The sequence below is a fragment of the Streptomyces sp. NBC_00390 genome, assembly GCF_036057275.1.
Classification (GTDB): domain Bacteria; phylum Actinomycetota; class Actinomycetes; order Streptomycetales; family Streptomycetaceae; genus Streptomyces.
In genome coordinates, this window is record NZ_CP107945.1 from 2,840,834 (window position 1) to 2,865,472 (window position 24,639).

A 24,639-nucleotide genomic window follows, 5' to 3' on the forward strand; every position below is an offset into this window, starting at 1 on the left:
TCGTCGATCAGCTATTCGGGGGTGGCTTCGAGGGCGCGGGCGAGGAGCGCGAGGAGCGCCTCGATCACCGCGATCCGGCTACGGGCATCCATGATCACCACGGGTACGTGCGGCGGCACGGTCAGCGCCTCCCGTACGTCCCCGGCCTCGTATGCGGTCGTTCCCTCGAAGTGGTTGACGGCGACGATGTACGGCAGCCCGCAGCTCTCGAAGTAGTCGAGCGCCGGGAAGCAGTCCGCCAGCCGCCGGGTGTCGGCAAGCACGATCGCACCGATGGCGCCGCGCGCCAGGTCGTCCCACATGAACCAGAAGCGCTGCTGGCCGGGGGTCCCGAAGACGTACAGCACCAGGTCGTCGTCGAGCGTGATCCGGCCGAAGTCCATCGCCACCGTGGTGGTGCGCTTGCCTGGGGTGGCGGTGAGGTCGTCGGTCTCCTCGCCGGCCCGGGTCATCAGCGCTTCGGTCTGCAGCGGGGTGATCTCGGAGAGGGCGCCGACGAAGGTGGTCTTCCCGACACCGAAGCCGCCCGCGACGATCACCTTGGCCGCGGTGGGAGCTCTGCTGGTGTCCAACTGCCATGCCTGCAGCTTCTCTTCGAGCTGCGGGACCTCATCGGACAGCGGCTGCGCGATCAGCGTGTCGGTGGCGAGCGTCTCAGAGGCGGCGGAGTCCACCGAGCACCCTTTCGAGGAGCGCACGGTCGGGCTGGCCGGTGCCGTGGCCCGTCCCGAAGACACGGATCTTTCCCTGGTCCGCCAGGTCGCTGAGCAGCACCCGGACCACGCCGAGGGGCATCTTCAGCAGCGCCGAGATCTCGGCGACCGTACGCATGCGACGGCACAGCTCGACGATCGCCCGCAGCTCGGGCATGACGCGTGAGAGGGAGCCGGCCGGCAGCTCCTTGCGCTCCGGGGCCGCTTCGAGCGCGGCGACGAACGTCTCGACGAGCAGCACATGGCCGAAACGGGTGCGGCCGCCGGTGAGCGAGTACGGACGGACCCGGGCGGGCCGATTGCCCGCGCCGCGTACCGGGAGGCTGGGGAAGGGTTCGGCGGCGGTCGTCACTGGGCGCTCTCCAACGATGTGCGCAGCTCACTGCGGAGTTCGGGGGTGAGAACGTGTCCGGCACGGCCGACGAACAGGGCCATGTGGTACGCCACGACGCTCATGTCGCAGTCCGGGGTGGCGTGCACGCCGAGCAGCGAACCGTCGCTGATCGACATCACCAGCACGCTGCTGTCGTCCATTGCGACCATGGTCTGCTTGACGCCGCCGCCGTCCATGAGCCCGGCGGCGCCGTGGGTCAGGCTCGCGATGCCGGAGACGACGGTGGCGAGGTCCGCGCTGGAGCCTCTGGGGCTCTGCGGGCGGTCGGCTGCGACCGGGGCTGCGTTCTGGACGGGGTCCGACGAGAGCAGCAGCAGGCCGTCGGACGAGACGACGGCAACCGAGCGCACTCCTGGCACCTCCTCCACGAAGTTGCCCAGCAACCAGTGAAGATTGCGGGCTTCGGTGCTCAGGCCGTACGTGCCGGTCGCAGTCAACTGCGTGCCTCCTCGACGTTGTCCCCCGATTCCGCTTCGGACTCCTGCTGGTGCGGGGTCTCGGCGCCGTTCCGGGCGAGCTCCGCCTCGACATCGCGGCGGCCGTCCTTCGCGCCCTGATGGAAGCTGCCGAGTCTGCGGCGCAATTCCTGGGCGTCGATGCTGCCGGTGCGTTCACCGGGCCCGGCGGCGGGCTGGACGGGCTTGGGCGTGCGCTTGGGCAGCCCCTTGTCGGTGACACGGTCCCCGACGGGCACGCCCTCGGCCGGGGCCTCGGACTGCGGCTCGGGCTCGGGAGTTTGCTCGCGCTGCTGGGGCAGCCGCATCGAGAACGTCTCCTGATCGATCCCCGCGGTGCGCGACTCGACGTCGGGCGTCCGCTCGGTGGTGTCCCGCTCCGCCTCCGCGGCACGAATCGCCCGCTCGGCAGCAGCCACAATCGGATCCTCCGCAGACACCGGCTCACCGGCCGGAGCGAGCTCCACCTCCGGGGCCTCGTCCACATCCCGCTCCGCCCCCGCGGCACGAATCGCCCGCTCGGCAGCAGCCACAAACGGATCCTCCGCAGACACCGGCCCATCGACCGGAGCAGGCACCACTTCCGGCGCCTCGTCCACATCCCGCTCCGCCCCCGCGGCACGAATCGCCCGCTCGGCAGCAGCCACAAACGGATCCTCCGCAGACACCGGCTCACCGGCCGGAGCGAGCTCCACCTCCGGCGCCTCATCCACATCCCGCTCCGCCCCCGCGGCACGAATCGCCCGCTCGGCAGCAGCCACAAACGGATCCTCCGCAGACACCGGCCCATCGACCGGAGCAGGCACCACTTCCGGCGCCTCGTCCACATCCCGCTCCGCCTCCGCGGCGGGGGCCGGGTCCAGGACGGCGTCGGCGCCCGGCTCCGCGTCCACGTCCTCAGTCGCCGCAGGCTCCGGCTCCGCTGCCCCGTCCGCGACCGCGTCGCCGCCGGCGGACGCGGGGTCCGGTCGCCGGGGTCCGGGCAGTGCGTTGGAGTTCGCCTCGGCCACCGCCCCGGGCAGGTTCAGCACCGGCGCCGTTCCTGCCCCCTGCGCCGACGGCGCCTCGGTGGCCGGCGGGCCGCTCGGAAGCAACGCCTGCCCGATGACGACGACCGCCGTGATGCCGCCCTGCTTGTGCTCGCGCAGCTGGATCCGTACGCCGTGGCGCGCGGCCAGCAGCCCGGCGACCCGCAGTCCGAGTCCCTCGCCCTCGTGGGCCGCCCGGGTCTCGTACGCCTTCGGGTTCTCCAGCCGCTCGTTGATCTCGGCGATGCGTCCGGCCGTCATGCCGATGCCCGCGTCCTCGACCGAGAGCATCACCTCGCCGCTCTCCAGCAGCCAGCCCGACAGCTCGACCTGGGCGTCCGGCGGGGAGAACGACGCGGCGTTCTCGAGGAGTTCGGCGACCAGATGGCTCAGATCGTCGGCGGCGTACCCCGCGATCTGGGCGTGCGGCGGCAGGGACTGGATGACCACACGCTCGTAGCGTTCGATCTCGCTGACCGCTGCGCGCAGCACGTCGACGAGCGGTACCGGCCCGACATGTCCCTGACCGTGCTCGGCGCCCGCGAGTACCAGCAGGTTCTCGCTGTGCCTGCGCATGACGGTGGCCATGTGGTCCAGCTTGAAGAGCGTGGCGAGACGCTCCGGGTCCTGCTCACGCGCCTCGAGCTTCTCGATGATGCCGAGCTGGCGCTCGACGAGTCCGAGCGTGCGCAGCGAGAGGTTGACGAACGTGTGGTGGACGGTGTGGCGCAGCCGCTCCAGCTCGGCGCTGAGTTCTTCGGTGTGCTCCTGCAGTTCGGCGCGTGCCGCGCCGACGTCGGCGGCGAGCGCGTCGCGCGCGCCTGCCAGGTCGGCACGGTCGCTGTCGAGCCGCTCGGCGCGCGCTCCGAGGTCGCGGAGCTTGCCGTGCAGGGAGTTGAGGGAGCGGACGACCTGCGCGAACTCGTCGTTGCGGCCGGTGAAGCGGACCGGATCCTCGGCCTCGGGCGCGGCGGCGACCCGCGCGGCACCGATGCGCAGGACGGCGAGGGGGCGGGTGAGCGTACGGGCGACGGCCGCGGACACGCCGATGGCGACGATCACCAGTCCGCCGAGCAGCGCGATCCGAAGTTCGAGCGCGGTGACATCGTCGTCGCGCAGTTGCTCGAACCGCTCGACCCGGTCCGCGGCGAGTGCGGTCTCCGCCCCGCGCATCTGCTCGATGCGCGCGGTGAGCGCGGCCACCAGCTTCTCCGGGTCGGTGTCGCGCTCGCTGTCCGAGAGCTCGGGCTGGTCGGTGAGGCGGGCGAGATAGCCCTCGGCGGTCCTGACCTCGGGCCCGGTGACCGTGGCGGACAGCTTGTCGCGGGCGGTCTTGTCTGCGGCCTGGTCGAAGTCGGCGAGAGCGGCCAGTTCGCGTACCCGGGCCTGCTGGGCGGCGGCGGTGAGGGCGCCCCGCGTGCGGGCGTCGGCCCCGGAGTCCTCACCCTCGCTCTCCACGGGCAGCCCGGTGATCGGGTCGATGGTCGTGACGCTCTCCGGCTTGGGCACGGAGAGCGCGGCCAGCAGCAGACCGCGGGTTGCGGACGCCCGCTCGACGGCGAGGCCGAGGTCGGCGGGGGCGCGGGTGGCTCCGGCGGCGCGCGGCGGGGTCTTCTCGGCGAGCTCTTCGGCGAGCGCGTGGAGAGCGGCGATGACGTCGCCGTAGGCCCGGTGGGCCTCCATCGCGGTGCCCTTGCCGGTGAGCGCGGTGCGGCGTACGGAGGGGATGCCGGCGAGATGGTGGCGCAGCTCGGCGTGGTCCTCGGGAACGGCGGTGCGGATCTCGTCGATCTGCCGGTCGACGCGGGCGCTGAGGCTGTCGGAGATCCGCCGCTGGTCCTTCTTGTCGCCCCGCTGCGCCGCACGGCCGGCCGCGATGTACGCGGTGACCTCGTCGCGTTCGTCGGAGAGGGAGTGCGCGAGGGTGACGGCCTGGCGGTCGAGCGCGGCGAGGGTGACCAGCCGCTGGGACTCGGTCAGCTCGGCCGAGGTGGCGAGGATGCCGGGGGTGCCGGCGGCCACGACGACGAGGCTCACGGCGGCGACACCCGCGACGAGGCGGCTGCGTACGCGTACGGGACGGCCGCCGGGGGTCTGTACGTCCGAGCCCGCCCGGGCCGCCTGCGCCGGGACCTGGCTGGGGTCCGCGACAGTGGCCGGGGCCGTTGTCCGAACGCCGCCCGGGGTCTCCGTGCGACTGCCGTCCTTGCCCCGAGGCCGCTTCTTCTGCACCGGTGCTCGCAATCTTGCTCGACTCGTCCACCCATGAAGCAGAGATGACGACCGGTCACACGCGAGAGGCCCACCCCTGGCACGGCTTCCGACCATTGCAGTGCTTTTGGGAGGGAGGCGCGCATCGGCCGCTCCGCCACCCGAACGAGTGAACAACACTCAGTAGTTGGCAAACAACTTTTCCGTACGGCCCGCAGAGCGCCTCGCGAGCGATGGGTTGGACCTTCCGCCCTGCCTTTGACAGGATGCGCGCCCGCAGCTCACGGGAGGCGGACGCTTCGACCGGCAAACCCTCCTGACCTGCTGATACAGGCGTAAATGCCCAACTGTGAGGGGTCTGCGGACGGCTCGTGCAGACTGGGATCATGCGTATCGGACTGGCAACATCGCCCGGCGGGCCCGAACGGTCCAACGAGGACTGGGCGGCGGTGGCCACGCCCGCCTCCGGCCAGGGCGGAACGCTGGTGGCGCTGGACGGGGTGACACCTCCGGAGGGCGACGACGGATGTGTGCATTCGGTGGCGTGGTTCACCGCCCGGCTCGGCGGCGCTCTGGTCGAACTGTCCGGTTCGCGTCCCGACCTGACACTTCAGGACGTTCTCGCCGCGGCAATCAGGCGCACAGCGGACACCCACCGCACCACGTGTGACCTTTCTCACGTGCGCACTCCTCAGGCGACGGTGGTCCTGGCCCGCTGGGGCGGACCGGCGGACGACGTCGAGCACCTCGTGCTCTGCGACTCGACTCTGCTCATCGAGTCACCGGACGGGACGGTACGGGCGGTCCTGGACGACCGGCTGGACCGGCTGCCGCGAGAGGCGCTGCGCACGCACGCTGCGGCCGATGCGCTGCGCAACAGCGAGGGCGGCTTCTTCACGGCAGCCGCGGACCCGGGCGTGGCGGCGCGGGCGGTGACCGGCCGTACGCCGCGCACCGCCGTGCGCTCGGTCGCCGCCCTGACGGACGGCGCGTCGCGCTGGGTGGACATGTTCACGCAGGGCGACTGGTCCGACTGTCTGGCCCTGCTGCGCGCGGAGGGGGCGGAGGCGCTGATCGGCCGGGTGCGCGCACTGGAGGTCTCGGCGCAGGAACGCACCGAGGTGATCCGCTGGAAGCTCCATGACGATGCGACGGCCGTGTTCGCGGAGCTGTGACGGCCGGCCGCCCTGGCGCGGCCGCCGGGTCAGGTTCCGGCGCGGGCGTTCAGCTGGTGCAGCAGCCTCGCCAGTTCCGCGACCTCGCGGGGGTCCCAGCCGGCGAGCTTGCTCATATAGCGGTCGCGGCGCGCATCGCGCACATGGCGGAACCGGGTCACCCCTTCGTCGGTGAGCCGTACGAGGGATGCCCGGCCGTCCGCCGGGTCCGGTTCACGGGCCACCAGGCCGAGGTCCTCGAGGGCGTGGAGCTGACGGCTCATCGTCGCCTTGCCGACGCCGAAGTAGGCGGCGAGCTCGGTGGCGCGCTGCGGTCCGCCCTCTTCGAGCCGGACCAGCAGCCCGTACGCGGCGGGTTCGAGTTCGGGGTGGACCTCCCGCGCCATCTCGCCGGACGACGCTCTGGCCCGGCGCAGAAAGACGGCCAACTCCCGTTCCAGTGCGAGAAATTCGCGGTCCACACCAGTCCCGTCCGTCAGGCCGGTGTCGCTCCCCGTACCGCCTTCGTGCACGTCAGCACTCCTTGCGCGCTTCCCGGTTCCGATGCGTTTCTTCCGGCGGCCGGCACAGCCGCAACCGGGTCAGTATTTCGCAGGCTCGGACCAGCGGCAGCATCCCGCCCCCCTTCCCCGCCGCGCACGGCGCACCCCGGCACCCCGGCACCCCGAATGGCATGTCCACACCACAGGCGTCCGCCACGACATGTCGACACTTCGTCAGATCCCGCCCACCGGGATCTTCGGAGGCACGCTATGCCAGTGCACAGATCCGGAACGACCGGCCGGTCGCGTCTCGCGACAGTCGGCACTCTCCTCGCAGCCCTGTCCCTCCTCCTCACCCTCCCCGCCACGGCCACGCCCGCGGCGGCCGCCAAGGCAAAGCGCGGCACTGCCTATCTGGGCATGGGCGTCATCGCCCATGACGGCCAGGGCGGCGCTCCCCCTGGCACCCGCGTGGCGCAGACCGCGGGCGTCGACGTCTCCAGCCATCAGGGCAACGTCGACTGGCCGGCGCTACGGAACATCGGCGTCAGATGGGCCTACGTCAAGGCGACCGAAGGCACGTACTACGAGAACACCTACTTCACCCAGCAGTACAACGGCTCGTACAAGACGGGCCTGATCCGCGGCACGTACCACTTCGCGACCCCCGACACCGCCACCGGCACGGCCCAGGCGGACTATTTCGTCAACAACGGCGGCGGCTGGTCAAGGGACGGCAGGACCCTGCCGGGCGTACTGGACATCGAGTGGAACCCGTACGGCCCCGCCTGCTACGGCAAGTCCCCGTCCCAGATGGTCGCCTGGATCCGCGCCTTCCTGAACCGCTACAAGGTGCGTACGGGCCGGGCGGCGGTGATCTACACGGCGACCAGCTGGTGGACGCAGTGCACCGGCAACTACGGCGGCTTCGGCACCACCAACCCGCTGTGGATCGCCAGGTACAGCGCGACACCCGGCACCCTGCCGGCCGGCTGGGCCTACCACACGATGTGGCAGTACACCTCGTCCGGGCCGATCGTCGGCGACCACGACAAGTTCAACGGCTCGTACAGCCGCGTCCTGGCGCTCGCCATCGGCTGAGCCCCGGCATCACCTTCCCCTGGCCCGTCCCGCGACGCCGGTCGTCACGACCAGTGCGCGGGGCGGGTCAGCCCGTCCGGGAGACGGGTGGCCGCGTCGCCGCGGGCCGCGTTCACCTGCGGCTGGGTGAGGAAGATGCACCCGGTCAGATCCGCCCCGGCCAGTTCGGCGTCCCTGAGGTCTGCCCCGATGAGGTCGGCCAGGCGCAGATCGGCGCCCCTGAGATCCGCGGCGATCAGATACGTCCCGCGCAGACTGACGCCCCGCAGATCGGCGCCCCGCAGCCTGGCGCCCATCAGGTCCGCGCCCCTGCGGTCCTTCTTCTTCCCGCGTACCGCGGCGCGTACGAGTTCGCTGGTGCGCAGCAACAGGACGTTGACGTCCTGGCGGTGCGCCGCGACATCGAGCTTCAGCAGGGCGTCGGGGGCGAGCCGGGTGAGCTCCTCGACACCCTCCCGCTGCCGCCGCAGCTCGGGGTGCACCTCCTGCGCTGCGCTCAGGTTCAGCGCCTCGGTCAGATACCAGAGCAGTTCGTGCAGCTGCCGCACGACGGGGAAGACGGCGAACATCTGCTCGGCGGTGTCCGGGGCCTGGCGCCAGCTCGTACCGCCGAAGGTGATCTGCGAGACCTGTTGTCCGGCGCCGAAGCAGTCGTAGACGGTGCATCCCTGGAAGCCGCTGCTGCGCAGCCGGTCGTGGATGCCGCAGGCGAAGTCGGTCCGCAGATTGCCGCACGGCCGCCCGGCCGGCTTGTTCACGGCGAAGTCGGCGGAGGCGGCGAAGGGCAGCGCCACGCAGCAGAGGCCGAAGCAGTTCGAGCAGTCCCCCTGCAGTTGGTTCATCCGTCCATTGTGCGGGACCTTCGGCGGACAGCCGTCGGGCCCGGCGGTGGATCACCGCCGGGCCCGTGCTCCGCGGGTCAGGCCGCCTGCGCGACCTCGACCTGCGCCGGTGAGAGCGCAAGCTCCAGCACCTGCCGGACGTCGGTCACCGGGTGCACCTCCAGCTTCTCGAGGATCTCGGCCGGGACGTCGTCCAGGTCCGCCTCGTTCCGCTTGGGGATCACCACCGTGGTGATGCCCGCCCGGTGCGCGGCCAGCAACTTCTGCTTGACGCCGCCGATCGGCAGCACCCGGCCGGTCAGCGACACCTCACCGGTCATCGCCACGTCCGTGCGCACCTGCCGGCCCGACAGCAGCGAGGCGAGCGCCGTCGTCATCGTGATGCCCGCGCTCGGGCCGTCCTTGGGGACGGCACCCGCCGGGAAGTGGATGTGCACGCCCCGGTCCTTGAGATCGGCGACCGGGAGCTCCAGCTCCGCGCCGTGCGAGCGCAGGAAACTCAGCGCGATCTGTGCGGACTCCTTCATGACGTCGCCGAGCTGACCGGTCAGGGTCAGGCCCGCCGCGCCGGTCTCCGGGTCCGCCAGCGACGCCTCCACGAACAGGACGTCGCCGCCCGCGCCGGTCACCGCGAGGCCGGTGGCCACACCGGGCACCGCGGTGCGGCGCTCGGCCGGGTCCTGGGCGGACTCGGGCACATGGTGCGGCCGTCCGATCAGCGCCCGCAGCTCCTCGGCACCGACGGTGAACGGCAGCTCCCGGTCGCCCAGTTCGTGCTCGGCCGCCACCTTGCGCAGCAGCCGGGCCACCGAACGCTCCAGGTTCCGTACGCCCGCCTCCCGGGTGTACTCGCCCGCCAGCTTGCGCAGCGCGGACTCGGCGATGGTCACCTCGCCGGGCTCGAGGCCCGCCCGCTCCAGCTGACGCGGCAGCAGGTGGTCCCGGGCGATGACGATCTTCTCGTCCTCGGTGTAGCCGTCGAGCCGGACGAGCTCCATCCGGTCGAGCAGCGCCTCCGGGATGGCGTCGAGCACATTCGCGGTGGCCAGGAAGACGACATCGCTCAGATCGAGTTCGACCTCCAGGTAGTGGTCGCGGAAGGTGTGGTTCTGCGCCGGGTCGAGGACCTCGAGGAGGGCCGCGGCCGGGTCGCCGCGGAAGTCGGAGCCGACCTTGTCGATCTCGTCGAGCAGGACGACCGGGTTCATCGAGCCGGCCTCCTTGACGGCGCGGACGATCCGGCCGGGCAGGGCACCGACGTACGTGCGCCGGTGGCCTCGGATCTCGGCCTCGTCGCGTACACCGCCGAGCGCGACCCGGACGAACTTCCGGCCCATCGCGTGCGCGACGGACTCACCCAGCGAGGTCTTGCCGACACCGGGCGGGCCGACGAGCGCCAGAACCGCGCCCCCGCGCCGCCCGCCGACCACGCCCAGCCCCCGGTCGGCGCGCCGCTTGCGCACCGCCAGGTACTCGGTGATCCGTTCCTTCACGTCCTGCAGGCCGAAGTGCTCGGCGTCCAGGGTGGCCTTGGCGCCCCGGATGTCGTACGCGTCCTCGGTGCGCTCGTTCCACGGCAGCTCCAGGACGGTGTCGAGCCAGGTGCGGATCCATCCGCCCTCGGGCGACTGGTCGCTGGCGCGCTCCAGCTTCTCGACTTCCTTGAGAGCCGCCTCGCGCACCTTCTCGGGCAGGTCCGCGGCCTCTATCCGGACGCGGTAGTCGTCGGACTCGTCCTCGCCGTCCTGGCCGCTCAGCTCGCGCAGCTCCTTGCGCACGGCGTCCAGCTGACGGCGCAGCAGGAACTCGCGCTGCTGCTTGTCGACGCCTTCCTGTACGTCCTTGGCGATGGACTCGGCCACGTCCTGCTCGGCAAGGTGCTCACGCAGCTGCTCGGTGGCGAGCTTGAGGCGGGCCACCGGGTCGGCCGTCTCCAGCAGCTCGACCTTCTGAGCGGTGGTCAGGAACGGCGAGTAGCCGGCGTTGTCGGCGAGCTGGGCGATGCTGTCGATCTGCTGGACGCGGTCGACGACCTGCCAGGCACCGCGCTTCTTCAGCCAGTCGGTGGCGAGCGCCTTGTACTCCTTGATCAGTTCGGTGACGGCGCCGGGCACCGGATCGGGCTCCACCTCCACGACGGCCGTGCCTTCGATCCACAGTGCGGCGCCGGGCCCGCTCGTACCGGCCCCGATCCGGACACGGCTGCGACCGCGGATCAGCGCGCCGGGGTCGCCGTCGGAGAGCCTGCCGACCTGTTCGACCGTGCCGAGCACACCGGTCGCGGCGTATGTGCCGTCGATCCGGGGAACGAGCAGCACCTTCGGCTTGTTGCCCGAGGAGCGGGCCGCGGCCTGGGCGGCCTCCACCGCGGCCCGTACATCGGCATCGGACAGGTCGAGCGGAACCACCATTCCGGGCAGCACGACCTCGTCGTCGAGCGGCAGCACGGGCAGGGTGAGCGGTGAGGACGTCGATGAAGCCATGGTCTCCCCTTAGGCAGTCAAGCGCAGTCAAGTTGAGCTGTACCGACTCAATGCACATGAGCCCCGGGATGTTCCCCAGCCAATGTTCGCCGTGAGCGATCGCACACCGACCAGTGCCCTTTGGCGGTGGATCGGTGCTTGCGAGTTGCAGATCAGCCTTGCGAGGGATCTTGCGAGGTCCGGGGCGACCTTGCCCGGTCGGGCCCAGGCCCGCTGCGCTTTGTCACCGCACCCGCCCGATCCCCCGGAATCAGGACGGCACCGCACCCCGGTCGGATTCACTGCGCAGGACGCAGAACTCGTTGCCTTCGGGGTCCGCGAGAACGGCCCATCCCGAGCCGTCGGGGTTGCGGCGGTCGATGACCAAGGTGGCGCCCAGGCCCAGCAGCCGTTCGACCTCCTCCTCACGCGAGGTCTCCGGGCGCAGGCACAGATGGATCCTGTTCTTGGCCCTCTTCGGTTCGGGCACCTGATTGAAGTGCAGCAGCGGCCCCGTCGGCAGCATCACCTGGGTCTCCGCGTCTCCCGGCTTGTCCTCCGGATGCAGCGGGTGGCCGGTCACCCCGCTCCAGAACCGGGCCAGTTCATAGGCATCCGCACAGTCGATCGCCACGTTCTGCAACACCGAGACCATGAGGACGAGCCTGCCTGAGCGGTTTCTCGCCTGCCACCCGTTTGCCTCGCGGCCCGCGCCGTCGCCCTCACCCGGAGGATCGCGCGCCGGCAAGAAGGCGCCCCGCCCCTGATCACCGGGCGGGTGCCCCGTCCGGGACATGTCCGGGACGCGTCCCGGACGGCGTTCGCCCTGCCGGGACGGGGGCGGCGTGCCCAAGGCTGCTCTCGAACGTGCTTCGACCGCAATCATCACGATCGAGGAGAGAGCATGCGTTTGCGCAATGTCCTGGCCGGAGCGGCCGCGGGGGCCGGGCTCGTACTGGGCACGATGGCCGCACCGGCGGCCCAGGCCACGGTCACCGGGGAGTCGGAGGCCACCTGTGGCAATGCACACTGGCCGCGCCAGCCCAACGACGGAACCCGCGGCACGATCACCAAGTGCACCAGCGTGGCCGCACACACCGGCCCGTACGGCGCCTGCACCGTCGTGGGGCACATCGCTCCCGGTACGACCGTCGAGTACGACTGCTACGTCTGGAACGACTACGGAAACAGCTGGACATGGGTCCGGGAACCGGGCGGCGGCAGCCTCGGCTGGGTCTACGACGCCTACCTGAGCGGCGGCGGCTCCAACGAACCGTGTGACCGATAGACCAACGCGCCGCACCGACCACCGGCCGCGCGGGACCGCCGGGTCCCGCGCGGCCGGCCCCTGTGGCGCGGATCACGGAAGCATGCCGTCGCCGCCCGCATCACCTCCGATATGTAATTGGCTCATTACAGAGAGCCTATTACGGGGAGTTCCGGATGTCCTTCGAGAGCACCGCCGCGACCATCCGTGCCTGGGTCGACGGCTGGGTCGTCTCACGCGGTGCGGCCGACCCGGTGGCACAGCCCTGGGGTTTCACCGTCGATGTCGGACAGGTCCCGCACGCCACCCGCCATGTCCTGACCTCCGACGACGAGTCCACGGTCCGCAAGGTCGCCGCCGAGTTCGCCGCACCGACGGTCTGGCTGAAGGTGTTCGCCGAGCCCGAGTCCGTCTGCGAGTGGGTCGGCCCCGACTGGCAGGTCGACGAACCCGGCTGGCTGATGACCGCTCAGCTGCGCCGCACACCGGCCGCCGTGCCGGACGGCTACACCCTCAGGACCTGGGAGCGCGGCGGCGTCACCCGGGTGCTGGTCGTGGCCGCCGACGGCTCGTTCGCGGCCCGCGGCCAGATCGCGCTCACCGGACCGACCGCCGTCGTCGACCAGGTGGAGACGGCGGCCGCACACCGGCGCAGGGGACTCGGCAGCCTGGTGATGCGTACGCTCCACAACGCCGCGGTCGACCGGGGCGCCCCTGTGGGCGTCCTCGGCGGGACGCCCGACGGCCGGGCGCTGTACGAGTCCCTCGGGTGGCGGGTCGAAGCGCCGCTCGTCAGCCTGTTTCATCGCGCGCAGGGGGCATGAACCAACTCGTCCGAGTTTTCACGAGGGTGCCGTGAACCGCTCGTCGCGTCGCGAGCGATAGGGAGAGCGTGAGACTCATGCGCCCCTCGGGGGGAGAGCGGGACGACGACGCGGCATTGCTGCGGGCCGTCGCCCGCGGGGACACGGAAGCGCTCGGCGCGCTCTACGACCGGCACGCCGGCTGGCTGCACACCCGCCTGACGCGCCGCTGCACGGACCCGGAGACCGTACGGGAAGTCCTCCAGGACACCTTTGTGACCGTATGGCGCTCGGCCGGCACGCACCGCGGCGGCGAGGCCGGCGGCTGGCTCTGGGTGATCGCCGCACGCCGCCTGGTCGACGCCCAGCGCGCCGGGGCAAGGGCGGATCGCGTGGTCCACGCACCGGCCGGGCCGATGCCCTCCGCCGAGGAACGGGTGCTGGCCGGACTGGAGTACGGGGATGTGGGCACGGCCCTCGACCGGATCTCGCCGGAGCTGCGGGAGGTGCTGCGCGCGACGGTGATCGACGGCCTGACGACCCGTGAGACGGCGCGGCTGCTCGGTATCCCCGAGGGCACGGTCAAGACCCGCGCGCTGCGGGCCCGCCGGGAGCTGCGCGCCGCGCTGGCACAGCTGGCGCCCGGCACGGATGCCTTGGGAGGCACGGCGTGAGCGACTGGCATGTGAGCGAACCGCTGGCGGCGCAGTACGCCGCCGGCTCGGCGTCCGAACCGGACGCCTGGTCCCTGGAGAAGCACGTCGAGTCCTGCACGCCGTGCGCGACTCGCGTGTCGACGGCGGCCCGGACAGGGGCAGCGGGGCACCTGCTGGCGGAGGTGCGCGCCTCGGTCCTGGCCACGGCGGCACTGACACAGCCGTCGCGCAGGTCGGCACGGGCACGTCTGCGGGGGCTGCGTCCGTCGCCCTTCGCCGCCGCACGGCCCGGGACGCGCGTGCCCGGCCCGGCGGAGGGCACCGGCCCGCGCGAGCATCTGCACGACTCTGCGGGACGGGGCGCGGCACAGGCCGAGAGGCCCGTCCGCACGGTCGGCGACGCCGGCCGTGAGGCCGGTGCCCCGGACCGTGTCACCCCGGAGCCGGTCCCTTCGGGAGGACTCGCGGCCCGCGCCGCGGCCGTCCGGCCGGGCGGACCGCTCACCGGACCCACGGCGGGGGCCGGCGGCCCGCACGGCCCCGCGGACACGGGGCGCGGCCGGCGGCTCGGGTGGGTCGCGCGGGCCGTCTGGGCCGCGGGACCGTCCTTGCACCGGGCCTGGCTCGTCGCACTCGGGCTGGTGATCGCCGCGGCGTTCGGGCTTGCCTATGTGGCGGGGCTCGGGGGCGTACAGCCCGCCCTGCTGCTGATCGCACCCGTCGTACCGCTCGCCGGAGTCGGACTCTCGTACGGACGGCACGCCGATCCGCTGTACGAGATCGCCGCATCCACCCCGTCCGGCGGGCTGCGGCTGCTGCTGACCCGGGCCGCCGCGGTTCTCGCCGTCAGCATCCCGTTGCTGACGGCGGCCGGCGCCCTGCTGCCCGCGACGGCCGACGGGCCCGGGGCCGCTGCCTGGCTGCTGCCCGGACTGGCCCTGACCCTCGCGGCGCTGGCGCTCGGTTCCTGTGTCGGCTGCGAGGTCGCCGCCGGCGTCCTGGCCTTCGGCTGGCTGGCGTTCGTCGCCGGGCCCGTACTGGCCTCGCTTCCACAGAACATCGCAGGACGGCTCGCGGTCTATGTGGACGGGCCCGCCGTGCAGAGCGGCTGGGCCGCCGCGGCCCTGCTGTGCGCGGGGCTGCTCGCGCTGCGCCGTTCGTCGTTCGACCACCTGGAGAAGATGTGAGCACCCACAGCACCGTGCAGGTCACCGGGCTGACGGTCCGGCACCGCAGGACCGTCGCCCTGGACGCCCTCGACCTCTCCTTCCACACCGGGGTCCACGGTCTGCTCGGCCCGAACGGCGCGGGCAAGACCTCCCTGATCCGGGTTCTCGCCACCGTCGCCGCGCCCTCCGGCGGCCGGGTGGAACTCCTCGGCCGCAATGTGTCGGCGCACCGGGAGCGCACGGAGATACGGCGCCGTCTCGGCTATCTGCCGCAGGAGTTCGGCTACTACCCCGGCTTCACGGTCCGCGAGTTCGTCGCGTACGTCGCATGGCTGAAGGAGATGCCCTCCGCGACGGTGCCGGCCGCGGTGGAGAGGGCGGTCGAGCGGGTCGGACTGGGCGACCGTGTCGACGCGAGGGTCAGGACGCTGTCGGGCGGCATGGTGCGCCGGGTCGGCATCGCGCAGGCGATCGTCAACGAACCGGAGTTGCTGCTGCTCGACGAGCCGACGGCCGGTCTCGATCCGGAGCAGAGAGTCGAGTTCAGAGCACTGCTCCGGGAACTGGGCAGCGCCTCCACCGTGATCGTCTCCACCCACCTCGTCGAGGACGTGGCAGCCGCGTGCTCGCACGTGACCCTGCTCGAGTCGGGCCGGGTGGCCTACCGGGGGGCGACGGCCGAGTTGACCGCGCTCGGCAAGGACTCCGCGGGCGACAGCGACGGGAGCGACGGCAGCCCGATCGAACGCGGCTACACCGCGGCCCTGCGCGCCCACCGCGGCGAGCAGTCCGTGCCGGCCGGATCGGGGGCGGCACGTTGAGCATCCTGGAGACGAAGACGCGGACGCGGAACGGGACCCCGCCGACGGGACCGGCCGGCGCCGACGGGTCGCGTACGGCCCCGCATCCCCTGCGCAGCGAGCTCAGGCGCGGCTTCGCGCCCTGGGCCGGCCTCGCCGTCGCCGCGACCCTGTCGATCACGATGGCCGGCAAGGCGCCGCAGTGGCAGGGAAGCTGGGGCGAGACCCAGACCATGCTGCATCTCGTGAGTGCCTTGCTGGGCGGCCCGCTCGCCGCCGCGGCGGGCTGCTGGCACGGAGGCAGGGAGCGCCGTCGCCGTACGGACGAACTGCGCGCATCGGCCGCGCGCGGCCCGCTCGCCCAGTTCCTCACGGCATCGCTGCCCGTGGCGGCGTGGATCGCCGTCGCATACGCGGTCGTCGCCGTCGGCGTGGGTGCCGCGACCTGGCCGTACGCCTCGGCGAGCCGTCCGCTGCTCTCCCCCGCACTCGCGGACGCGGCGTTCCTCGTGGCCATGACCGTGCTCGGGCATGTCGTGGGACGGCTGGTGGCGTGGTGGCCGGCCGCGCCCGCGCTCGCCGTGTGCGGATATCTGGTGCTCGGCGTCCCGACGTACGCGACAAGCGGGTTCCGCCACCTCAGCCCGGCGTCCGCACCCGAGACGGACAGCGTGCTCCCTGTGTGGTGGCAGCCGCTCGCCGAGTCCGTGTGGGTGGGCGGTCTGGCGGCCGCCGCGGTCCTCGCGTACGCGGCCTCGCGCAAGTACATCGCGCTTCTGCCGCTCACCGCAGCGGCCGTCGCGGCGGTGCTGATCGGCCAGACCGGCGACCGCATGTGGCGTGACCACCCCCTGGCGCACCAGCAGGTGTGCGACACCTCTGTGCGACCCCAGATCTGTGTGAATGCCCTGTACCCCGCAATGCTGCCGGAGGTCGGAGCTGCTCTGTCCGGTCTCACCGATCGTCTCGAAGGCGTCGAGAACCTGCCGGTCCGGTTCGAGGACCGGGCCGGGGAACCAAGGCCGAACGAGGCCCAGCTGCCCATGCTGACCCCGACGGGCCAGTCCATGGTCCGCAGCAGGCTGACGGACCCTGAGCAGTACGCGTGGGAGGCCGCATCTGCTCTGACCAGCGGAGATCGATGCGCCGCGCGCATCCTGGACAAGCGCGCGTCCCAGGTCGACGACGCGGTCACCGAGTGGCTCGCTCCCAACCGCATTCGGAACGAGATCGAGCGCCAACACCTCCGGTCTGCCCTGGAGAGCGGCGACGACAAGATGCAGGCCGGTATCAGGGCCGACCGTGCAGCCCGCGCCCGGCTGGCGTCCATGGACACGGACGAGCGCCGCGCATGGCTCTCGCGCTATTTCGCCACCGCCGACAGCTGCGACCCGAAGCGGGTGCCCGCACTGTGAGCGCCCGTCCCACACCCCAGCGGTCGCTCAGCGGCCCCCTGCTCCTCGCCCGCTCACGCGCCGTCCCGCTCACCGTGGCCTCGCTGGCCGCGATCGCGGTGCTCGCGGTGTGGGGCGCGCACGGCCTGGACGCCTATATCGAGCCGTCGCGCCGGGTGCCGGTCGTGGCGCTGGCCCCGCTGCTGTCCGCCGCCGTGATCGGCACCGGCCTGTACCAGTACATGGACGAGCTGGACCGTACGGCCGTACGCGCCTGGTGGCCCCGGCGGCTGGCCCAGCTGCTCGGCCTCTCGGCGCTCGCCGCGACGGTCCTGGCGTTCGCGGTGCTCGGGCACACGGCCGAGTTCGGCGCCCCTGCCATGGCGCGCAACGCACTCGGCGCCATGGGCATCACGGCCGCCGCGGCCGTGGTGATCGGCGCGCGGCTGAGCTGGCTGCCGGCCTTCGCCTACATCAGTGCGATCTACCTGGGCGCGGGCCGGGTCCACGGCGTGGGCGCCCAGATCTGGGCCTGGCCGATGCAGCCCGGTCCCCAGCCGGGGGCCTGGGCGGCAGCGCTGGCACTGTTCGTCGCGGGCGCGTCCCTGTACGCCTGGCGGGGGCCACGCCGCGAGAGCTGACCGCGGCCCGCGGTCCCGGCCGACGCGAGGGGGCGGCCGGGCCCGCGGACGCGGTGACGACCCGACGGTGTCCGGAAACCGACGTCCCGGCGGCCGACAGCCGTCCGGTGCCGGGAATCGGTTTGTCCCGTCGGCCGCCCGCCGGACAGGATGGTCATGATCCGTGTCGTCACCGCCAGCCGCCCGGAGGTTCCCGCCATGCCGTTCCCCGCAGTCCACGCCCCGCCCGTCACGCTCGAGAGGCACGAGGGCCCCTACGGGGAAGTCGTACTGAGGAGGCGCGGCGAGGGAGCGGAGGCGGTTCACGAGATCATCGCCAACGGGTGCTTTCTGATGGACACCTCCGACGGCCGCTCGGAGCGGCTGCTCGTCGACGCGGCCCACGACGCGCTCGCCGCCGGCCGCACCGCCCCCGCGGTCCTGATCGGCGGGCTCGGCGTCGGGTTCTCCCTGGCCCGTGCCGCGGCCGCCCACGGCTGGGGCCGTATCACCGTCGTCGAGCGCGAGGAGGCGATCATCGGCTGGCACCGTTCGGGCCCGCTCGCCGCGATCTCCGGCGAGGCGCTCGCCGACCCTCGCACCGTGATCCTGCACACGGATCTCGTGTCCCATCTGCGAGCCACCCCGGACCGCTACGACGCTCTGTGTCTGGACATCGACAACGGGCCCGAGTGGACCGTCACCGACGACAACGAGAACCTCTACTCACCCGCCGGACTCGCCGCCTGTCAGGGCGTGTTGGAGCCCGGCGGCATCCTCGCCGTCTGGTCCGCGCAGCCGTCCCCCACATTCGGGGATGCGTTGCGGAATGCCGGATTCACCGGGGTAAGAACCGAAGAGATCCAGGTTGCCCGAGGCGTACCGGACGTGGTTCACCTCGCGGTTCGCCCTGCGTAGCCGGGACGCCTCCGGTGCCCTTACGCTGCTGGACGACACACCGGGATCACCACGGGATCAACTTCGATCCGGATCCACATGCAGCTCGCGAGAACGCGGAACAGGGCGGGGCGATGGAGCAGACACACACCACGCACAACGGAGTCGCGGCCACCCCCGGAGCGCAGCGCCGGGTGCTCGTCGTCGAGGACGACGCCACGATCGTCGATGCCATCGCCGCCCGCCTGCGGGCCGAGGGCTTCCTCGTCCAGACGGCGCTCGACGGCCCCGCCGCCGTCGATGCGGCCGAGGCCTGGCAACCCGATCTGATGGTTCTCGATGTGATGCTGCCCGGCTTCGACGGTCTCGAGGTCTGCCGCCGCGTCCAGGCCCAGCGCCCGGTTCCGGTGCTGATGCTCACCGCCCGTGACGACGAGACGGACATGCTGGTCGGTCTGGGCGTCGGCGCGGACGACTACATGACCAAGCCGTTCTCGATGCGTGAGCTCGCCGCCCGCGTCCATGTACTGCTGCGCCGGGTGGAGCGCGCCGCGCTCGCCGCGGTGACGCCGCGCAGCGGGATCCTCAGGCTGGGCGAGCTGGAGATCGACCACGCCCAGCGCCGGGTGCGCGTACGCACCGAGGACGTGCACCTGACGCCCACCGAGTTCGATCTGCTGGTCTGCCTGGCGAACACCCCGCGCGCGGTGCTCTCCCGCGAGCAGCTGCTCGCCGAGGTGTGGGACTGGGCGGACGCCTCCGGCACCCGCACGGTCGACAGCCACATCAAGGCGCTGCGGCGCAAGATCGGCGCCGAGCGGATCCGTACCGTCCACGGTGTCGGCTACGCGCTGGAGACGCCGGCGCAATGAGACGGCGGCCAGGAGGCGGACCGCGGAAGCGGCTCAGTACCGCCTCCATCACGATCTCGATCAAGACCAAGCTCAGCACGCTGGTGGTCGTCTCGGTCTTCATCACCACCGGCCTGCTGGTGCTCGCGTTCCACAGCAAGACCGAGCTGCGCTTCATCACGGTCTTCACGATCATCGCGACCCTGCTGATCACCCAGTTCGTCGCCCACGGCCTGACCGCGCCGCTGGACGAGATGAACACCGTCGCCAAGGGCATATCGCACGGCGACTTCACCCGCCGGGTGCGCGGCGCCGACCGCCGCGACGAGCTCGGCGACCTCGCCTCCACCATCAACCGCATGGCGGACGACCTGGAGGCCGTGGACCAGAACCGCAAGGAACTGGTCGCCAATGTCTCGCACGAGCTGCGCACGCCGATCGCCGCGCTGCGCGCCGTGCTCGAGAACGTCGTCGACGGGGTCTCGGCCGCCGATCCGGAGACCATGCGCACCGCGCTCAAGCAGACCGAGCGTCTGGGCCGGCTGGTCGAGACGCTGCTGGACCTGTCACGGCTCGACAACGGTGTGCTGCCGCTGCGGGCCCGCCGCTTCGAGGTGTGGCCGTATCTGTCGGGGGTGCTGAAGGAGGCCAATCTGGCCTCGTCCCGGCCCGGGCTGACATCGGGATCGGGGCGGCACACCCGTACCGACGTGCATCTGCATCTGGATGTGTCACCGCCGGAGCTGACCGCGCACGCGGACGCGGAGCGGCTGCACCAGGTGGTCGCGAATCTCATCGACAACGCGGTCAAGCACTCGCCGCCGCACGGCCGGGTGACGGTACGGGCCCGGCGCGGGCCGTCTCCGGAGTCGCTGGACCTGGAAGTGCTCGACGAAGGCCCCGGCATCCCGGAGCAGGAGCGCCACAAGGTGTTCGAGCGCTTCAACCGGGGTCAGGTGGCCTCGCCGCACGGTCCGGGCAGTGACGGCGGCACGGGTCTGGGCCTGGCGATCGCGCGCTGGGCGGTGGATCTGCACGGGGGATGGATCGGGGTGGCCGAATCCGCCCGTGGCTGCCGCATCCAGGTCACCCTTCCGGGGATCCCGTCGGCGCGAGGTTGACGTAGGGTTTGAAGCGGAAGCAGCTGTTCGCTCCACGTCAGCGGCTTCAGTGGAGCCCGTGCTTGCACTGGGATGTTCATGCCCAGCACATGGGAAAGGCTGCAGGTCACCAGGCTGTAGTCGCCTTCTGTTGCACCCGGACGGCAGCGGAACCACGCTTGTTTCCCGCCATTAACGGCCCCGAAACCCGCCTTTCGGTGTGACTTGCGCGACGATGACCCGCCCGGCCTGCACCTCCCGGCCAGGGAGGCGTAGCCTTTATTTCCGCTGTCCATCACCTTGTGAAGCGGAAGAGGGCGGTTCTCGCCGTGTCGTCTCAGTCCCCCAGTAACTCGAGCACCTCGACCGACCAAGGCGGGCAGGGTCAGAACCCTGCCGCCGCGTTCGGTCCCAATGAGTGGCTCGTCGACGAGATCTACCAGCAGTACCTCCAGGACCCGAATTCGGTCGACCGTGCCTGGTGGGACTTCTTCGCCGACTACAAGCCGGGTGCCTCCGGCACGGCGGACAAGCCCGCGACCGGTACCGCAGCCGCGGGGGCTGCGGTGACCCCCGCCCCGACCGCCGCCGCCCCGGCACAGCCCGCTGCCGCCGCTCCGGCGCCCGCGCAGCCCGCGCCGGCCCAGACTCCCCCCGTCGCGCCCAAGCCCGCTGCCGCCGCGCCCAAGGCCGCCCCGGCGGCTCCGGCCGCCAAGGCCAAGGCCGCGCCCGCCACCCAGGCGCCCGACGGCCCCGAGTTCGTGGTGCTGCGCGGCCCCGCCGCCGCGGTCGCGAAGAACATGAACGCCTCTCTGGAGCTGCCCACGGCCACGTCCGTGCGCGCCGTCCCGGTGAAGCTGCTCTTCGACAACCGCATCGTCATCAACAACCACCTCAAGCGCGCCCGGGGCGGGAAGATCTCCTTCACCCACCTCATCGGGTACGCGATGGTGCAGGCCATCAAGGCCATGCCGTCGATGAATTGGTCGTTCGCGGAGAAGGACGGCAAGCCGGCCCTGGTCAAGCCCGACCACGTGAACTTCGGTCTGGCCATCGACCTGGTGAAGCCGAACGGCGATCGCCAGCTGGTCGTCGCGGGCATCAAGAAGGCCGAGACGCTGAACTTCTTCGAGTTCTGGCAGGCCTACGAGGACATCGTCCGCCGCGCCCGCAACAACAAGCTGACGATGGACGACTTCACCGGCGTCACCGTCTCGCTGACCAACCCCGGCGGCCTCGGCACCGTGCACTCCGTGCCGCGTCTGATGCCCGGACAGTCGGTCATCATGGGCGTCGGCTCGATGGACTACCCCGCCGAGTTCCAGGGCACCTCCCAGGACACCCTGAACAAGCTGGGCATCTCCAAGGTCATGACGCTGACCTCGACGTACGACCACCGGGTCATCCAGGGCGCCGCGTCCGGCGAGTTCCTGCGGATCGTCGCGAACTACCTCCTCGGCGAGGAGAACTTCTACGACGAGATCTTCGAGTCGCTGCGCATCCCCTACGAGCCGGTCCGCTGGCTCAAGGACATCGACGCCTCGCACGACGACGACGTCACCAAGGCCGCGCGCGTCTTCGAGCTGATCCACTCCTACCGGGTCCGCGGCCATGTCATGGCCGACACCGACCCGCTGGAGTACCGCCAGCGCAAGCACCCCGACCTGGACATCACCGAGCACGGCCTCACGCTCTGGGACCTCGAGCGCGAGTTCGCCGTCGGCGGCTTCGCCGGCAAGTCGATGATGAAGCTGCGCGACATCCTCGGCGTGCTGCGTGAGTCGTACTGCCGTACCACCGGCATCGAGTTCATGCACATCCAGGACCCGAAGCAGCGCAAGTGGCTGCAGGACCGGGTGGAGCGCGCGCACACCAAGCCGGAGCGCGAGGAGCAGCTGCGCATCCTGCGCCGGCTGAACGCGGCCGAGGCCTTCGAGACCTTCCTGCAGACCAAGTACGTCGGCCAGAAGCGCTTCTCGCTCGAGGGCGGCGAGTCCGTCATCCCGCTGCTCGACGCGGTCATCGACTCCGCGGCCGAGTCGCGCCTGGACGAGGTCGTCATCGGCATGGCCCACCGCGGCCGCCTGAACGTCCTCGCGAACATCGTGGGCAAGTCGTACGCCCAGATCTTCCGCGAGTTCGAGGGCAACCTCGACCCGAAGTCGATGCACGGCTCCGGTGACGTGAAGTACCACCTGGGCGCCGAGGGCACGTTCACGGGCCTCGACGGCGAGCAGATCAAGGTCTCGCTGGTCGCCAACCCCTCGCACCTGGAGGCTGTCGACCCCGTCCTCGAGGGTGTCGCCCGCGCCAAGCAGGACGTCATCAACAAGGGCGGCACGGACTTCACCGTCCTGCCCGTCGCCCTGCACGGTGACGCGGCCTTCGCCGGCCAGGGTGTCGTCGCCGAGACGCTGAACATGTCGCAGCTGCGCGGCTACCGCACCGGCGGCACGGTCCACATCGTCATCAACAACCAGGTCGGCTTCACCGCCGCCCCGGAGTCGTCGCGTTCGTCGATGTACGCGACCGATGTGGCCCGCATGATCGAGGCGCCGATCTTCCACGTGAACGGCGACGACCCGGAGGCCGTGGTCCGCGTCGCGCGGCTCGCCTTCGAGTTCCGCCAGGCGTTCAACAAGGACGTCGTGATCGACCTCATCTGCTACCGCCGCCGCGGTCACAACGAGGGCGACAACCCGCAGTTCACCAACCCGCAGATGTACAACCTGATCGACAAGAAGCGCTCGGTGCGCAAGCTGTACACCGAGTCGCTGATCGGTCGCGGCGACATCACGCTGGAAGAGGCGGAGCAGGCGCTCCAGGACTTCCAGGGCCAGCTGGAGAAGGTGTTCGCGGAGGTCCGCGAGGCGACCAGCCTCCCGGCCCCGGCACATGTCCCGGACTCCCAGGCCGAGTTCCCGGTGGCCGTGACCACCGCGATCTCCCAGGAGGTCGTCAAGCGGATCGCCGAGTCCCAGGTCAACATCCCCGACCACATCACCGTGCACCCGCGGCTCATGCCGCAGCTGCAGCGCCGCGCGGCGTCGGTCGAGGACGGCACGATCGACTGGGGCATGGGCGAGACCCTCGCCATCGGCGCGCTGCTGATGGAGGGCACCCCCGTCCGGCTGTCCGGCCAGGACACCCGTCGCGGCACGTTCGGCCAGCGCCACGCGGTGCTGGTGGACCAGGAGACCGGCGAGGACTACACCCCGCTGCTCTACCTGACGGACGACCAGGCCCGCTACAACGTCTACGACTCGCTGCTCAGCGAGTACGCGGCGATGGGCTTCGAGTACGGCTACTCGCTGGCCCGCCCGGACGCGCTGGTCATGTGGGAGGCCCAGTTCGGCGACTTCGTCAACGGCGCGCAGACCGTCGTCGACGAGTTCATCTCCTCGGCCGAGCAGAAGTGGGGCCAGCACTCCGGCGTCACGCTGCTGCTGCCGCACGGCTACGAGGGCCAGGGCCCGGACCACTCGTCCGCCCGTCCCGAGCGCTTCCTGCAGCTGTGCGCGCAGAACAACATGACGGTCGCGATGCCGACCCTGCCGTCGAACTACTTCCACCTGCTGCGCTGGCAGGTGCACAACCCGCACCACAAGCCGCTCATCGTCTTCACGCCGAAGTCGATGCTGCGTCTGAAGGCCGCAGCGTCGAAGACGGAGGAGTTCACGACCGGCGGCTTCCGCCCGGTCATCAGCGACACCGCGGTGGACGCAGGCGTGGCCGACCCGGCCGCGATCAAGAAGGTCGTCTTCGTGTCCGGCAAGTTCTACTACGACCTGGACGCGGAGCGTAAGAAGCGCGGTACGACGGACACCGCGATCATCCGCCTCGAGCGCCTGTACCCGCTGCCGGGTGCGGAGCTCCAGGCCGAGATCGCCAAGTTCCCGAACGCCGAGAAGTACCTGTGGGCCCAGGAGGAGCCGGCGAACCAGGGTGCCTGGCCGTTCATCGCGCTCAACCTGATCGACCACCTGGACCTGGCCGTCGGTGCGGACATCCCGCACGGCGAGCGCCTGCGCCGCATCTCGCGTCCGCACGGCTCGTCCCCGGCGGTGGGCTCGAAGAAGCGCCACGAGCAGGAGCAGGAGCAGCTGGTCAACGAGGTCTTCGAGGCCTGACCGGACGGCTGTCCCTGCGCACCGAGGGGCCCGGGCCCGCATCCACGCGATGCGGGCCCGGGCCTTTCGGCCGCCTAGGCTGGTGGGAA

21 protein-coding genes are annotated in these 24,639 nt (G+C 71.4%); 13 read left to right on the forward strand and 8 right to left on the reverse strand.

What is annotated here, in order from left to right; all coding sequences use genetic code 11:
- Positions 1-11: 11 nt before the first annotated feature.
- From OHS70_RS11800 to OHS70_RS11815, 4 genes are read right to left on the reverse strand one after another with little or no spacing between them, the layout of a single operon-like run.
- Positions 12-674, reverse strand: a complete 663-nt coding sequence (locus OHS70_RS11800; protein WP_443062595.1) for a GTP-binding protein — start codon at positions 672-674, stop codon at positions 12-14.
- Complete coding sequence (locus tag OHS70_RS11805; protein ID WP_328396516.1) at positions 655-1,065, reverse strand: DUF742 domain-containing protein; 411 nt, start codon at positions 1,063-1,065, stop codon at positions 655-657. Before OHS70_RS11805 ends, OHS70_RS11800 begins: the two co-directional genes overlap by 20 nt.
- On the reverse strand, positions 1,062-1,544 hold the full coding sequence (locus OHS70_RS11810; RefSeq protein WP_328396518.1) for a roadblock/LC7 domain-containing protein: 483 nt from the start codon (positions 1,542-1,544) through the stop codon (positions 1,062-1,064). Before OHS70_RS11810 ends, OHS70_RS11805 begins: the two co-directional genes overlap by 4 nt.
- On the reverse strand, positions 1,541-4,822 hold the full coding sequence (locus OHS70_RS11815; protein ID WP_328396520.1) for a sensor histidine kinase: 3,282 nt from the start codon (positions 4,820-4,822) through the stop codon (positions 1,541-1,543). The genes OHS70_RS11810 and OHS70_RS11815 overlap by 4 nt, the downstream gene beginning before the upstream one ends.
- A 365-nt stretch (positions 4,823-5,187) precedes the next feature.
- On the opposite strand from OHS70_RS11815, the gene OHS70_RS11820 reads away from it, so the two are divergent.
- Positions 5,188-5,976, forward strand: coding sequence for a hypothetical protein (locus OHS70_RS11820; protein ID WP_328396522.1), 789 nt, complete (start codon positions 5,188-5,190; stop codon positions 5,974-5,976).
- Between the two features lie 29 nt (positions 5,977-6,005).
- Here OHS70_RS11820 and OHS70_RS11825 read toward each other — a convergent pair whose 3' ends face one another.
- Positions 6,006-6,488, reverse strand: coding sequence for a MarR family winged helix-turn-helix transcriptional regulator (locus OHS70_RS11825; protein WP_328396524.1), 483 nt, complete (start codon positions 6,486-6,488; stop codon positions 6,006-6,008).
- 240 nt (positions 6,489-6,728) lie between these two features.
- On the opposite strand from OHS70_RS11825, the gene OHS70_RS11830 reads away from it, so the two are divergent.
- A complete protein-coding gene (locus OHS70_RS11830; RefSeq protein ID WP_328396527.1) occupies positions 6,729-7,559 on the forward strand; it encodes a lysozyme in 831 nt (276 codons plus the stop codon).
- A 44-nt stretch (positions 7,560-7,603) separates the two neighbouring features.
- On the opposite strand, the gene OHS70_RS11835 is transcribed toward OHS70_RS11830, so the two are convergent.
- From OHS70_RS11835 to OHS70_RS11845, 3 genes are all read right to left on the reverse strand, one after another.
- Positions 7,604-8,401: a pentapeptide repeat-containing protein gene (locus OHS70_RS11835; protein WP_328396529.1), complete on the reverse strand. Its 798-nt coding sequence runs from the start codon at positions 8,399-8,401 to the stop codon at positions 7,604-7,606.
- A gap of 77 nt (positions 8,402-8,478) precedes the next feature.
- Positions 8,479-10,884: an endopeptidase La gene (gene lon / locus OHS70_RS11840; RefSeq protein ID WP_328396531.1), complete on the reverse strand. Its 2,406-nt coding sequence runs from the start codon at positions 10,882-10,884 to the stop codon at positions 8,479-8,481.
- A 250-nt stretch (positions 10,885-11,134) separates the two neighbouring features.
- Complete coding sequence (locus tag OHS70_RS11845) at positions 11,135-11,518, reverse strand: VOC family protein (protein WP_328396533.1); 384 nt, start codon at positions 11,516-11,518, stop codon at positions 11,135-11,137.
- A gap of 249 nt (positions 11,519-11,767) precedes the next feature.
- Between OHS70_RS11845 and OHS70_RS11850 the strand changes: the two genes are divergently transcribed.
- From OHS70_RS11850 to OHS70_RS11900, 11 genes are all read left to right on the forward strand, one after another.
- A complete protein-coding gene (locus OHS70_RS11850) occupies positions 11,768-12,151 on the forward strand; it encodes a hypothetical protein (RefSeq protein WP_328396535.1) in 384 nt (127 codons plus the stop codon).
- Positions 12,152-12,306: 155 nt separating this feature from the next.
- Positions 12,307-12,954 carry a GNAT family N-acetyltransferase gene (locus tag OHS70_RS11855; RefSeq protein WP_328396536.1) on the forward strand — a complete coding sequence of 216 codons (648 nt, stop codon included), beginning with the start codon at positions 12,307-12,309 and terminating at the stop codon, positions 12,952-12,954.
- 77 nt (positions 12,955-13,031) lie between these two features.
- The gene (locus OHS70_RS11860; RefSeq protein WP_384039962.1) at positions 13,032-13,607 is read left to right on the forward strand and encodes an RNA polymerase sigma factor; all 576 of its coding nucleotides are present in this window, start codon (positions 13,032-13,034) and stop codon (positions 13,605-13,607) included.
- On the forward strand, positions 13,604-14,776 hold the full coding sequence (locus OHS70_RS11865; RefSeq protein ID WP_328396540.1) for a zf-HC2 domain-containing protein: 1,173 nt from the start codon (positions 13,604-13,606) through the stop codon (positions 14,774-14,776). Before OHS70_RS11860 ends, OHS70_RS11865 begins: the two co-directional genes overlap by 4 nt.
- Complete coding sequence (locus tag OHS70_RS11870; protein WP_328396542.1) at positions 14,773-15,579, forward strand: ABC transporter ATP-binding protein; 807 nt, start codon at positions 14,773-14,775, stop codon at positions 15,577-15,579. The genes OHS70_RS11865 and OHS70_RS11870 overlap by 4 nt, the downstream gene beginning before the upstream one ends.
- Positions 15,576-16,973 (forward strand): hypothetical protein, encoded by a 1,398-nt coding sequence (locus OHS70_RS11875; RefSeq protein WP_328396544.1) that lies wholly within the window; start codon positions 15,576-15,578, stop codon positions 16,971-16,973. The genes OHS70_RS11870 and OHS70_RS11875 overlap by 4 nt, the downstream gene beginning before the upstream one ends.
- Entirely contained in the window at positions 16,970-17,593 is a 624-nt protein-coding gene (locus tag OHS70_RS11880) for a hypothetical protein (RefSeq protein WP_328396546.1), read from the forward strand. The genes OHS70_RS11875 and OHS70_RS11880 overlap by 4 nt, the downstream gene beginning before the upstream one ends.
- Before the next feature lie 198 nt (positions 17,594-17,791).
- Positions 17,792-18,490 carry a spermidine synthase gene (locus OHS70_RS11885; RefSeq protein ID WP_328405563.1) on the forward strand — a complete coding sequence of 233 codons (699 nt, stop codon included), beginning with the start codon at positions 17,792-17,794 and terminating at the stop codon, positions 18,488-18,490.
- A 113-nt stretch (positions 18,491-18,603) separates the two neighbouring features.
- A complete protein-coding gene (locus OHS70_RS11890) occupies positions 18,604-19,341 on the forward strand; it encodes a response regulator transcription factor (protein WP_328396548.1) in 738 nt (245 codons plus the stop codon).
- The gene (locus OHS70_RS11895; protein ID WP_328396550.1) at positions 19,338-20,441 is read left to right on the forward strand and encodes a HAMP domain-containing sensor histidine kinase; all 1,104 of its coding nucleotides are present in this window, start codon (positions 19,338-19,340) and stop codon (positions 20,439-20,441) included. The genes OHS70_RS11890 and OHS70_RS11895 overlap by 4 nt, the downstream gene beginning before the upstream one ends.
- 308 nt (positions 20,442-20,749) lie before the next feature.
- Positions 20,750-24,550 (forward strand): multifunctional oxoglutarate decarboxylase/oxoglutarate dehydrogenase thiamine pyrophosphate-binding subunit/dihydrolipoyllysine-residue succinyltransferase subunit, encoded by a 3,801-nt coding sequence (locus tag OHS70_RS11900; protein ID WP_328396552.1) that lies wholly within the window; start codon positions 20,750-20,752, stop codon positions 24,548-24,550.
- Positions 24,551-24,639 lie beyond the last annotated feature (89 nt).

Bases quoted from the DNA above. Each gene is read 5' to 3' on its own strand.
- OHS70_RS11820 (WP_328396522.1), top strand. From the start codon at position 5,188: ATGCGTATCGGACTGGCAACATCGCCCGGCGGGCCCGAACGGTCCAAC.
- OHS70_RS11830 (WP_328396527.1), top strand. From the start codon at position 6,729: ATGCCAGTGCACAGATCCGGAACGACCGGCCGGTCGCGTCTCGCGACA.
- OHS70_RS11835 (WP_328396529.1), bottom strand. From the start codon at position 8,401: ATGAACCAACTGCAGGGGGACTGCTCGAACTGCTTCGGCCTCTGCTGC.
- lon (WP_328396531.1), bottom strand. From the start codon at position 10,884: ATGGCTTCATCGACGTCCTCACCGCTCACCCTGCCCGTGCTGCCGCTC.
- OHS70_RS11845 (WP_328396533.1), bottom strand. From the start codon at position 11,518: ATGGTCTCGGTGTTGCAGAACGTGGCGATCGACTGTGCGGATGCCTAT.
- OHS70_RS11850 (WP_328396535.1), top strand. From the start codon at position 11,768: ATGCGTTTGCGCAATGTCCTGGCCGGAGCGGCCGCGGGGGCCGGGCTC.
- OHS70_RS11855 (WP_328396536.1), top strand. From the start codon at position 12,307: ATGTCCTTCGAGAGCACCGCCGCGACCATCCGTGCCTGGGTCGACGGC.
- OHS70_RS11860 (WP_384039962.1), top strand. From the start codon at position 13,032: ATGCGCCCCTCGGGGGGAGAGCGGGACGACGACGCGGCATTGCTGCGG.
- OHS70_RS11885 (WP_328405563.1), top strand. From the start codon at position 17,792: ATGCCGTTCCCCGCAGTCCACGCCCCGCCCGTCACGCTCGAGAGGCAC.
- OHS70_RS11890 (WP_328396548.1), top strand. From the start codon at position 18,604: ATGGAGCAGACACACACCACGCACAACGGAGTCGCGGCCACCCCCGGA.
- OHS70_RS11895 (WP_328396550.1), top strand. From the start codon at position 19,338: ATGAGACGGCGGCCAGGAGGCGGACCGCGGAAGCGGCTCAGTACCGCC.